At 67.3% G+C, this 11,941-nt stretch carries 7 protein-coding genes and 1 pseudogene; 2 read left to right on the top strand and 6 right to left on the bottom strand.

Going from position 1 to position 11,941, the window contains the following annotated elements:
• Nucleotides 1-109: 109 nt before the first annotated feature.
• Nucleotides 110-3,151: an excinuclease ABC subunit UvrA gene (gene uvrA / locus OXC99_02505; GenBank protein ID MCY4623864.1), complete on the bottom strand. Its 3,042-nt coding sequence runs from the start codon at nt 3,149-3,151 to the stop codon at nt 110-112.
• A gap of 213 nt (nt 3,152-3,364) precedes the next feature.
• Here uvrA and OXC99_02500 point away from each other — a divergent pair, with 213 nt between their 5' ends.
• Both OXC99_02500 and OXC99_02495 read left to right on the top strand, forming a co-directional pair.
• Entirely contained in the window at nt 3,365-4,294 is a 930-nt protein-coding gene (locus OXC99_02500; GenBank protein ID MCY4623863.1) for a universal stress protein, read from the top strand.
• 238 nt (nt 4,295-4,532) lie between these two features.
• Nucleotides 4,533-5,462: a universal stress protein gene (locus OXC99_02495; GenBank protein MCY4623862.1), complete on the top strand. Its 930-nt coding sequence runs from the start codon at nt 4,533-4,535 to the stop codon at nt 5,460-5,462.
• A gap of 105 nt (nt 5,463-5,567) precedes the next feature.
• Here OXC99_02495 and selD read toward each other — a convergent pair.
• The 5 genes and pseudogenes from selD to OXC99_02470 all read right to left on the bottom strand — a co-directional run bounded on the left by selD (nt 5,568) and on the right by OXC99_02470 (nt 11,938).
• Nucleotides 5,568-6,545, bottom strand: a pseudogene (gene selD / locus OXC99_02490) (selenide, water dikinase SelD).
• Nucleotides 6,546-6,698: 153 nt separating this feature from the next.
• Nucleotides 6,699-8,726 (bottom strand): immune inhibitor A, encoded by a 2,028-nt coding sequence (locus OXC99_02485; GenBank protein ID MCY4623861.1) that lies wholly within the window; start codon nt 8,724-8,726, stop codon nt 6,699-6,701.
• A gap of 78 nt (nt 8,727-8,804) precedes the next feature.
• Entirely contained in the window at nt 8,805-9,707 is a 903-nt protein-coding gene (locus OXC99_02480; protein ID MCY4623860.1) for a radical SAM protein, read from the bottom strand.
• 591 nt (nt 9,708-10,298) lie between these two features.
• On the bottom strand, nt 10,299-10,640 hold the full coding sequence (locus tag OXC99_02475) for a hypothetical protein (protein ID MCY4623859.1): 342 nt from the start codon (nt 10,638-10,640) through the stop codon (nt 10,299-10,301).
• A complete protein-coding gene (locus OXC99_02470; protein ID MCY4623858.1) occupies nt 10,637-11,938 on the bottom strand; it encodes a hypothetical protein in 1,302 nt (433 codons plus the stop codon). Before OXC99_02470 ends, OXC99_02475 begins: the two co-directional genes overlap by 4 nt.
• Nucleotides 11,939-11,941: the final 3 nt, after the last annotated feature.

Genomic DNA, 11,941 nt, shown 5'->3' with positions numbered 1-11,941 from the left:
GTCGGGGATGAACGACGGGGGCTTCCGTTCATCCCCTTCGAGAACCTCAGGACAGGCTTCGATTTCCCTCAGGACGAACGGGGGCGGGTGGCGGCCGTGAGGGTTGTCCCTACGTAGCTGCGACCGGTTGCTTGGCGCGCTTCTTGCGCGGCGCGGCGGCGGGCGGTGATCCCGCCGGGGCGTGGCCGTTGAGGAGGGGGCGGAGGTACTCGCCGGTGTAGGAGCGGTCTATGCCCATGACGTCCTCCGGGGTGCCGATGGCGATGACCTCGCCGCCGTGCTCGCCGGCGCCGGGGCCGAGGTCGATGATCCAATCGGCGTTCTTGATGACGTCGAGGTGGTGCTCGATGACGATGACGGTGTTGCCGGCCTCTACGAGGCGGTGGAGGACGCGCATGAGGGCGGCAACGTCCTCGAAGGAGAGGCCGGTGGTGGGCTCATCGAGGATGTAGAGGGTGCGGCCGGTGGCGCGCTTGGAGAGCTCTGTGGAGAGCTTGATGCGCTGGGCCTCGCCGCCGGAGAGGGTGGTGGCGGGCTGGCCGAGGCGGATGTAGCCGAGGCCGACATCGCGGAGGGTCTCCAGCTTGGAGCGGACACGCGGCAGGTTCTGGAAGAGCTCCAACGCCTCCTCCACGGTCATGTTGAGCACGTCAGAGATGGAGTTGTCGCGGAACTTCACCTCCAGCGCCTCACGGTTGTAGCGTGCGCCGTTGCAGACCTCGCACGGGACGGTGACATCGGGGAGGAACTGCATCTCGATCTGGATGTAGCCGCCGCCCTCGCAGGCCTCGCAGCGGCCGCCCTTGACGTTGAAGGAGAAGCGGCCGGGCATGTAGCCGCGGGTGCGGGCCTCCGGCAGCTTGGCGAACATCTCGCGGATGGGCGTGAATGCGCCGGTGTAGGTGGCCGGATTGCTGCGCGGGGTGCGGCCAATGGGCGACTGGTCTATGTCGACGACCTTGTCGATGGCTTCGAGGCCGGTGACGCTGTCGTGGGGGCCGGGGCGGTCCTTGGCGCGGTAGAAGGTCTGGGCGAGCTTTTTGTACAAGACCTCGTTGACGAGGGTGCTCTTGCCGGAGCCGGACACGCCGGTGATTACGACGAGCTTGCCGAGCGGGAACTCGACGTCCACGTTCTTCAGGTTGTTGGCCCGCGCGCCGGTGAGGGTGATGGTCTCGCCGGAGCCTGAGCGCCGAGAGCGAGGCAGGGGGATCTCGCGGCGGCCCGAGAGGTAGGCGCCGGTAATGGATGCCGCGCTGGGCAAGATGGAGTCCACCGGCCCCTCAGCGACGATATGGCCGCCGTGCTCGCCGGCGCCGGGGCCGAGGTCGACGATGTGGTCGGCGGCGCGCATGACGGCCTCGTCGTGCTCGACGAGGAGGACGGTGTTGCCGAGGTCCCGGAGGCGCTTGAGGGTGGCGATGAGGCGGTAGTCGTCGGCGGGATGCAGGCCGATGGTGGGCTCGTCGCAGACGTAGAGGACGCCCATGAGGCCGGAGCCGATCTGCGTCGCGAGGCGGATGCGCTGGGCCTCGCCGCCGGAGAGGGTGTAGGCGGTGCGCTCCAGGGTGAGGTAGTGCAGGCCGATCTCCGTCAGGAAGCGCAGCCGGTTGTCGATCTCCTTGAGTATCTGCTGAGCGATGAAGCGGTCGCGGTCGTTGAGGGCGAGGTCCTGCTCGATGAGCCTGGGGTCTTCGCTCCTGACGCTCTCTGACCACTCGAGCGCGCGCTCGATGTTCTGCGAGCAGACCTGCATGATGTCCTTGCCGCAGACGGTGACGGCGAGGGCCTCGGGCTTCAGGCGCCGCCCGACGCACGAGGGGCACGGGCGCTGGGCCATGTAGCGCTGGATCTCGGAGCGCACGTAGTCCGACTCGGTGTCGCGGTAGCGGCGCATGAGGTTGGGGATGACGCCCTCATAGGTGGTCTGCCAGGTGAACTCGCGGCCGCGGTGGGTGCGATGGCGCATGGTGAACTTCGTGTTGCGGTCGCCCTGGAGGAGGAGGTCCTGCACGGTTTCAGGCAGGTCACGGAAGGGCGTCGACATCGAGAAGTTGTGGGCGCCAGCGAGCGAGTTCAGCATGCTGGCGTGTACGCCGTGGGCGGTGCCCGGCCGCATCCACGGCGAGATTGCGCCCTCGTCGAGGGAGAGCGCCGGGTTGGGCACGACGAGCTCCGGGTCCACCTCCAGGCGGAAGCCGAGGCCGGTGCATTCCGGGCACGCGCCGTTGGGGTTGTTGAAGCTGAAGGTGCGGGGCTCGATCTCGCCGAAGCTGATCTGGCAGTAGGGGCAGGCAAACTGCTCAGAGAAGATGATCTCCTGGTTGCCGCTGGTCTGCGGGCCTCGGCGACGGTTGGCCCTTCGATTTCCCTCAGGGCGAACGGCCCCCCCATCCCCGCCCTCCCCCGCGAGGGGGGAAGGGGCGTCAGGGAGGATGGCGACGGTGACCATGCCCTCGGCGAGGCGCATGGCGGTCTCGAGGGACTCGTGGACGCGGGACTGCTCAAGGTCATCGTTGATGACGAGGCGGTCGACGACGACCTGGATGGTGTGGCGGTAGTTCTTGTCGAGGGTGATGGTGTCCGACAGGTCGCGGACCTGGCCGTCGACCTGGACGCGGACGAAGCCCTTCTTGCGGGCGTCCTCAAAGACGTCCTTGTACTCGCCCTTGCGGTCGCGGACGACGGGGGCCATGAGCATGATGCGGCTCTCGCGGGGGAGATCGAAGACGGCGTCGGCGATCTGCTGGACGGACTGCCGGACGACGGCGCGGCCGCACTGGGGGCAGTGGGGCACCCCCACGCGGGCGAAGAGCAGGCGGAGGTAGTCGTAGACCTCGGTGACGGTGCCGACGGTGGAGCGGGGGTTGTGGGAGACGCCCTTCTGGTCGATGGAGATGGCGGGGGAGAGGCCCTCGATGTAGTCGACGTCGGGTTTTTCCATGCGGCCGAGGAACTGGCGGGCGGATGCGGAGAGGGATTCGACATAACGCCTCTGGCCCTCGGCGTAGATGGTGTCGAAGGCGAGGGAGCTCTTGCCGGAACCGGAGACGCCGGTGACCACGACGAGCTTGTTGCGGGGAATCATCACGTCAATGTTCTTGAGGTTGTGCTCCCGCGCCCCCTTTACGATGATGTGTTCCAGCGTCATAGAACCGCTTGTCCTCCGGCAGGCGCCGCCTGTGCAGGTGAATTGTGGCCTCTCAGCATTGTAGCACTGCGCGGCTGGGGAATGCGGGCCGGGACGCCGGAGAAGCGCCGGGTCCGGGCATGGATGAAGGGCGTAGTTTGGGGCGCAGCTATGGAGGCCGCTTGTCCTGTATAATGGCACTGTTTCGACGTATATGTGTTGGGAGGGGCATCCATGTTCAAGCGCATCCTTACTCCCCTGGACGGTTCCACGCTTTCCGAGGGCATCCTGCCGTACATCCGAGCACTGGCGCCCGCCCTTGGCGCGAGGGTGGACCTGCTGAGAACGTACCAGGACCTGGCGTATGAACTTACGCCCTCAGATGACCTCGACAGCGCGTCGGTCATGACGGCGCTGGAGCCGATTGCGAGACGGCTGCACAACCAGGTGGAGAACTACCTCGATCGGATTGCGGGCTCGCTGAAACCACTTGGCGTGCCGACGTACCTGATGGTGCGGTCAGGGCCCGCCGCCGACATTATCGTCGCCGAGGCGGAGGAGGTGGAAGACACGCTGATCGCCATGTCAACGCACGGGCGCACGGGTTTGGGACGCTGGATCATGGGCAGCGTGACAGACCGGGTGCTCCACACGACGAATGCGCCGCTGCTGGTGGTACACCCGGAGCGCGGGGCGCCGTCGGTCGACAGCACGGCGGACATCCGGACGCTCATTGTGCCGCTCGACGAGTCGGACCTGGCGGAGACGGTGCTGCCGGTCGCGGCAGAGGTTGCAAAGGCGACGGGCGCCGGCGTCCTGCTGGCGGAGACGGTGGGCGTGCCCTCCGGCTACTACCCCGATCAGGACAGCGTCGGGGCGTTGGGCGTCGGGATCGTCAGCCAGATGGAGGACCAGGCGGAGGAGTACCTGGGAGCGCGGGCGGCTGAGATCAGGCGGCTTGGGGTGCAGAACGTGCGCACCAGCGTGACACGGGGAACGGCGGCGGCGGAGATAGAGGAGCTTGCGCGGGCGACGCCGGACAGCATGATCATCGCGTGCACGCACGGGCGCAGCGGCGTGGGCCGGACGGTGCTGGGCAGCGTGACGGACCGGCTGGCGAGGCACTCAGGGCATCCGGCGCTCATTGTGCGTGCGCCGCACTAGTGCGGCGGGCTCCCGGCCTGTTTCACCCCTAGACAACGCCGTTCAGCGGCGGTATAAATCCCATTGTCCAGAAAAGGCATGACCGTAATGGCGGCATGCTCTTGTGGGACGGGCGCCTTCCACATGGTTGGGGGCTGCCCCAGACACAGGCAGATGACGGAAGGGGCGAAACGGCAGGCGCCAGTGGAAGGCGTCTTTTCTCTTGCGAGATTGAGGACTTGGGCTGGGGAGGAGTTGGATGTTCAAGCGAATCTTGACCCCGCTGGACGGATCGCAGCTTTCCGAGGGCATTCTGCCGTACGTGCGCGCGCTGGCTCCGGCACTCGGCGCGCGGGTGGACTTGCTGCGGATGCACACGGAGGCGAGGTACGAACTTGAGCAACTGGAGGACACGGAGCAGGCGTCGATCACGGCGGCGCTTGAGCCATTGAACGTGCGGCTGCAACACCTTTCTGAAGCCTATCTCTCAAGGATTGCCGAGGGTCTGAGCGGTTTGGGTGTGGAGACGAGGATCCTAGTCCGCTACGGGCATCCGGCGACACAGATTGTGGCGGAAGCCGAGAAGGATGAAGACACGCTCATCGCCATGTCGACGCGGGGACGCGCCGGGCTGGGCCGGTGGGTCATGGGAAGCGTCACGGACCGGGTGCTGCACACGACATTGACGCCGCTGCTGGTGGTGCATCCCGAGCGGGGAGGGCCGGCCGTGGACAGTGTCGCCAAGGTGGGGACGCTCATTGTGCCGCTGGACGGTTCCGACCTTGCCGAGGCTGTGTTGCCTATCGCGGGCGGGGTCGCGACGGCGACCGGGGCGAGCGTGCTCCTGACGCGGGTGCTGGACGAACCGGGCAGGTCCTCACTGAACGTGAATGAACTGGCGGCGTCGGGCGTCAGCGAGGCGACGCGGGAGGAAGGCGAAGCGGCGGCGTACCTTGGAGAGAAAGCCGAGAACCTGCGGAAGACCGGCGCCGCAGACGTACACACAACGGTGGTCCGCGGCATTGCGGCGGAGCAGATAGAGGATCTGGCGAGGACGACGCCGGACAGCATGATCCTCGCGTGCACGCATGGCCGGAGCGGGGTGGGCCGAGCGGTGATGGGCAGCGTGACTGACCGGCTGGCGAGGCACTCGGGGCATCCGGCGCTCGTCGTGAGGGCGCGGCGCTAGAGCGTGGCCAAGCGGTCACTGTCCGACCTACCCGGTCGGGGCCGACCTATGCGGTCGGGGCCGACCTATCCGGCCGGGGGCCGACCTATCCGGCCGGGGGCCGACCTACGAGGTCACCTCTATGTAGGTGTCGCGGGACTTGACTATCTCGCCGATGCGGTAGCCCATGGCGCCGTGGGACTTCAGGGAGTCGATCAACCCGGGCGCGCGCTGCCGGGGCAAGGACATGAGCAGGCCGCCGGAGGTCTGGGCGTCGCAGAGCAGCAGCTTGGCCGCGTCCGATATTCCCTCATCCCAGCGGACTGTGCTTGCCATTGACTCCAGGTTGCGGCGGGTGCCGCCCGGCACAATGTCCTGCTCCAACAGGTCCCACGCGCCGTCCATCACGGGGACGGCGCCGAGGGAGAGCTTCGCAGCCACTCCGCTCGCCGCGACCATGCCGCGCAGGTGGCCGAGCAGGCCGAAACCGGTGATGTCCGTGCAGGCGTTGACGCCGGCGGGACGCATCGACTCGGCGGCGTTGGCGTTCAGGGCCGCCATGTGCTTGACGGCCTCGTCAAGGACGCTCGCAGGGGTCACTCCAGCCTTGGCGCCGGTGGTGATGATGCCGGTACCGATGGGCTTGGTGAGCACGAGGACGTCGCCGGGACGAGCCGCGGCGTTGGTGATGTGGTCGCCGGGGCGGACGATGCCGGTAACGGCGAGCCCGTACTTGGGCTCGGCATCGTCGACCGTGTGACCGCCGGCGATGAGCACATGGGCCTCCGCGGCCTTGTCATAACCACCCTTCAACACCGTGGTCAGGATCTGCTTGTCGAGGGAAACGGGGAAGCCGACGATGTTCAATGCGATGATGGGCATGCCGTTCATGGCGTACACGTCTGAGAGCGAGTTGGCCGCGGCAATTGCGCCGTAGGCGTAGGGGTCATCGACGATTGGCGGGAAGAAGTCCACGGTCTGGATGATGGCCAGGTCGTCGGAGATGCGGTACACAGCGGCATCGTCCCCGGTCTCGGTGCCGACGAGAAGGTCGGCGTCGGTCATGCGGGGCAGTTGACTGAGAATTTGGCCCAGATCCTCCGGGCTGAACTTGGCGGCTCAGCCGGCGCAGTGGGCAAGCTCTGTCAATCTGACAGGACTCTGTGCCATATCCTCCCCCTCAACACCCGCACGGCGACTACGAATGCACAGCGGCCCAATGAATGACCGCATTATATCAGCAGTGTGTGAACGGGGCTATGACGGTTGTGTCACAAGGCGCAGCTCGTAGTCCGCGGGCAGGCGGGTGTGGGGCGTGAGCGAGGCCACGAGGACGGTGGCGGACTCGCCAGGGGCGAGGGCAGGGATGGGCAGACTACCGGCGTTCATGGCGTCCAGAGGCACGTCAGTGACGGTGACGTTGCCCTCGCCGCGGTCGATGACGAGGCGGACGCCGAAGCGTTGGGGAAGGACGTTGCCGGTGCGCACAAAGCCGTCGGCCGACCAGTCGCCGCCGGTCTCGGCGTCGTCGAAGAAGCCGATCTCCGGGACGGCGATGTCGTCAATGCATGCGCCGTCGAGGCTGATGGCGGCGTCCAGCACCTGCTCAAAGGAGACGAGGACGCTTGCGCCGGTGAAGGGGGTGAGGTCCACGCGCTCCACCACCCAGCCCTGGCTCTGGCCGGTGATGCCGGGGCCGTACGTCGCACCGATGGGGTCGTCTGTGACGGTGTGCGTGCCGGGGAGGACGCGCCAGGTCTCGCCGCCGTCGGCGGATGCAGTCACGTAGAGGTAGTCCCACAGCTCCTCCAGGTTGTGCCACATGCGGAAGGTCAGCGCGGCGGAGGATACCTGCGACAGGTCGAACTCGTGGGTGAGGCGCGAGTGGGAGGAGTCGCCGCGGTTGCTCCACCAGCAGGCTTGGCCGCTGTAGGGCGACGTGTCGAGGATGGCGGCGGTGGGGTCGCCGGAGAAGCGCAGCAGGCCGCCGGACGCGGGGACGTCGAGGCGGACGTAGCCGGTGGCGAAGGGGGCGACGCTGCCGCTGAGGCGCTGATCCGGGGAGAGGGCGCGCGGCGGGGACAGGAGCGACAGGGGGGAGTCGTCGGCGTAGCCGTAGGGCATGGGGGCGCGTTCGCCGAGGAGGTTGGCGGTCGACCAGTCCATGAAGAGCTGGGCGAAAGTCACGTCGTGGCCGGCTTCGCGGAGGTAGGCCTTGATGCCGGCGGCGCCGTCCTCCGGGCGGGCGACGAGGGGGGCGAGGGCGTCTATGCCGTAGCGCTGGGTGAAGTAGATGAAGAAGAGGTGGGCGGCGTTGTAGTGCCTGCCGACGCCGCTGCCGAAGCGAGGCCAGTTGGTGAGGGAAACCTCATCCCGGAAGCCGGGCGGCGTGACGGCGCGCCCGCGGGCGACGAGGCCGGCGGTGACCTCCGAGATGCCCTCATTCACCCAGGTGTGCTCCGTGGGGTCAGCGAGGTGGTGGAGCAGGTGCTGGTACTCGTGGCCGGTGAGGCTGCGGAAGGCGCCGGGGCCAGCACGGACGACGCGGGCGTCCAGGTAGAGCATGGGACGGCCGTTGCTGTAGGGGAAGACGCCCGGGGTGTAGTAGTCGCCGGAGGAGAAGTAGCCGGCCGCGCCGCTGAGGGGGGTGATGAGCATGGCGGCCGGGGCGCCGAAGCCCTCGGTTGACCGCTCCGGGACGCGGCCGAGGGTGGCCTGCGAGACGGAGGGGTAGACGCGCTCCTCGAACTGGGCGGCCAACTCTTCGAGCTGGGCGCTATCGGCGTTCACGCCGGCGGCGGTGTACCAGAGGGCGTGGGGCGTCACGAGCCGGAGGGTTGCCCGCACCTTCTCTATGCGCTGGCGGGCGAGGTCTACGACCCAGAAGTCCTCTACGCGGCCGACGTCGGCCGGGCCGAGGACGGGGGCGACGGCGAGGCGGGCGTCCTGGCCGGGACGGAAGCGGCGGGCGAGGGCAATGAGGTCACTGGGCGGCGGGGGAGCGAAATGCGCGGGCGCGACCAACGTTGGCGGCTGCCCGGCGGCGGGGGCCGTCGGCGACAGGGACGGCTTGAGGGCGAGGGCCGGCGCTTCGGCGGGTACGGGCGTCTCGCGGTCCGGGTTGGGAGCGGGCACCGCGGTGGGTGACGGGGCGGCGCCGGGCGCGGGCTGGGGCGGCTGGGACCGGCACGCCGCGAGGGCCGCGAGAAGCAGCAGAGCGGTCAAGAGCGTCGATGCCACCACGCACCGCCCCAAGGTCCCGTTGTTGAATGTGCGGCCTTCCATGCCGTCCCCTGTGAAGCCTGCCCCATCTTCAGGGTATCACAGGTGGGCGATCTCTCGTTGAGACGGCCGGGTTGGGCGCTATACGCCGGCGAGGGCGAGCTGCCGTGCCGGCTGCGGGGGCTGCCACCAATCGTGGCGGCGCTGCCGGAGGCCGTGGGTGTCCATGAGCTCCGACACGCGGCCTTCGACATCGCGGCGGAGGGCGTTGGGCGCGAAGGGCTCGGTGTAGAGGCGCTGGTAGGCGTAGTGCAGCCTGGGGTTGCGCCGGGAGAGGTAGTCCATGAAGTGTTCCCGCGTGCCGGGTTGGAGGTGGAGGACGTTGGGGTGGAGGAAGTGGGCACCGTGAGCGGCGGCGGCCTCTACGACGGCGGCGAGGCTCTCATGGCTGTCAGTGACGCCGGGCACGACGGGGGCGAGGAGGACGCCGGCGCGAACGCCTGCGGCGACGAGCCGCTCCATCACCTGCAGGCGCTTCCACGGAGGCGGGGTGCCGGGTTCGAGATCGCGCCAGAGGTCCGGGTCGAGGGTGGTGATGCTGAAGGAGACGGACGCGCCCGCGCGACGGCAGGCGTCTGCGAGGACATCGACGTCGCGCTGCACGAGGGTGCCCTTGGTGACGAGCTGGAGCGGGGTGCGACGCTCGGCGAGGGCCTCGAGGCAGCCGCGGGTGAGGCGGCGGGCGCCCTCGATGGGCTGGTAGGGGTCAGTGGCGGTGCCGATGGCGACGACATCGCGGGGCCACGAGGGGCGGGAGAGCTCGGCGCGGAGGACGTCGACGATGTTGGATTTGACGAAGACGAGGCCGGAGAAGTCGTCGGAGGGATTGAGGTCGTTGAAGGCGTTGTAGCGGCGGGCGAAGCAGTAGTGGCAGCCGTGGACGCAGCCGCGGTAGGGGTTGAGCGACCAACGGAACCCCATGCCGCGGACGCGGTTGAGCGCGGTGCGGCACTGTGTGTCCATGTACTTGGCATGATGGGACATGGGCCCCTCCCTCTGTGATGAGAGAAGGGTATTTAGAATATATGTTCTTGTCAAGAGGGGTGGGCAGGGTTGGTGCGGCGGCTATGGGCGGTGGTGGAGGAGGCGCCCCCGGCCCTCGGCCCCTCTGGATTCCTGCCCCCGTATCGGGGTACGGGGCAAGCTTCGCAGGAATGACGCTGGGGGTGAAGGAGTTGGGGGGTGGGGTCTTCGGGCGGATTGCCGGGACGCATGCGGCGGCGGGGGTGGTGGGGTAGGGGGCTGGTCCGACTGTGCGCCATGCGTGGGGATATGAGCGCCTGCCATTCGTTTGGATTTGTCCTCATTTTGCCCGTAGTTGCGGCCGAGGTTGTTTCGCCTTTGTTTTGTAGGGAATGTGTCGCATTCCAGCTATAAGTCAAGTAATTTACTTTTTTGGGGCCGGCTGCCCCTTCACTGGAACCGTCGGGCAGGGCCACGACGATGACATTGGACGAGGGGCTCACCGTCGTGAAGACGCGTGCGCCGATGGCGATGGGCTGCGTGCCGGTGGTGGTGAGCGCTTGCATGGGGAGAGGGTAATGGGGGATGCGGCGTTCGCGCGAGGGGGTTGTGTCAGGGTGGGGGGACTCCCATCTGGGCCTGCGGCTCCCGGATCGCCAAGTGCGTCGGCGACGCCCCCGCCAGCCGCAGCCCCTGCGCCAGCACCGCCTCCACGCTGGCCGCTGGCCTCGGCCCGCTGTCTGTCAACCTCCCGCTCCCCGACCCCGTGAAGAGGGTGAACCCGCTCACGTCCCGCGCCGCGCACGGATCCCGCGCTTCCTCCGTCGCCGCGCACGGCTCCGCCGCGACGGCCTGCCGTCCCCCGCTCTGGCCGTTGAACACAACAGCTGCCCCGAGCAGAACCAGGGCCAGCAGACCCACGACACCCAGAGACCTCTTGACGGTGGCGTTCATGGCGTGCCCCCTTCTGCTGGAACGCTGTTCCCATTGGTAGTAAGAGCAGTAAGGGATACCAGGCGGGGTATTCCGTCATCATCCATTTCCACCAAGACGCGCAGGTCACTTCCGTCTGGGGATATGGTGGCCAAGGCGCCACTTGTGTAGGAGCGGGTGTAGCCGGAGGCTGTGAAGGACTCGGAGTCAGGGTCTCGGTAAGGAAAGCCAGGATAGTAGAGGGCCACCCTAGACCCGTCCGGCGACCATGCGGCCCGGATAGCTGGGGTAGCCGCGGGACGAACGTGAGGCAACGAGCGTAGGTCTTCACCGTCCACCGATATGAGATACACCCGGTCGGAGACGAACAGCAACTCCGTTCCGTCCGGTGACCAGGACACCTGGGTGATTGGCAGGGTGGGGCCGTCAGGCCGGCCGCGCCAGATGGTGCGCCGTCCTGTGCCGTCAGGCTCCGCCGCGTAGATCATGACCTCCTCTCCTTCCAATGAGGGGAAGGCCAACTCCCCGTTGTCCGGCGACCAAGCTGGCGGCGCCGTTGTCTCGCCTATCCTGTATACACGCTCAGGCCGGACCCAACAATCGTTAGGACGGTCGCTCCTTCCCTCCTTGACGATTCTGACGGTATGGAGGATGCGGTGGAAAATGTTTTGTAATCTGGGGACCCTTTTCCTCTCCCACTCCAATGCGATGAACGCCAGGTTCTGGCCGTCGGGAGACCACACCGGGGGGTATGGGCCGACCCTGTACGGGGGCCCGACGGCGACTGCATCGCCGCCTGGAGAAACCTGACAGCCTACCCACTCCGTAGCTTTGACCATGAGGTCGGAGTACTTCGGATACTCTCTGGCGTAGTCAGTCCGTGTCCCATGCCCCAGGAAAGCGACCTCTGTTCCGTCGGGAGACCATGCCGGGAAGTGGTCGAAGTAATCGTTTGTCGTTAACCGCCGCTTCCCGGTCCCGTCTATATTCGCTACGGCTATCTCGTAGTTCCTGATAGGGCCGTAGATTGATTCGTGAACCGGTTCGGGCATGTAGTTGCAGGTGGCGTAGACGATTTGGGAGCCGTCCGGCGACACGTCGGCGTAGATTCCGTACCCGCGCGGATCGGCGGGTGGCGACCCGGAGGGTACCACCTCAGCGTTGACCTCGTGCAGCCTGCCGCCCTCAATATCCATAGACCATATGGCGCCATCAACGTCGAACACGAGGAAAGAGCCGTCCGAAGACCAATGAAGGAAGTGCTTCTCGAGGTCTTCTAGGAAGTACGTACTGCAAGCGTCAGGGCTTGGGCTGTCCAAAGC

This window comes from Chloroflexota bacterium (assembly GCA_026713825.1).
Taxonomy (GTDB): domain Bacteria; phylum Chloroflexota; class Dehalococcoidia; order Lucifugimonadales; family UBA1127; genus UBA1127.
This window is presented reverse-complemented; position numbering and strand designations above follow the sequence as displayed.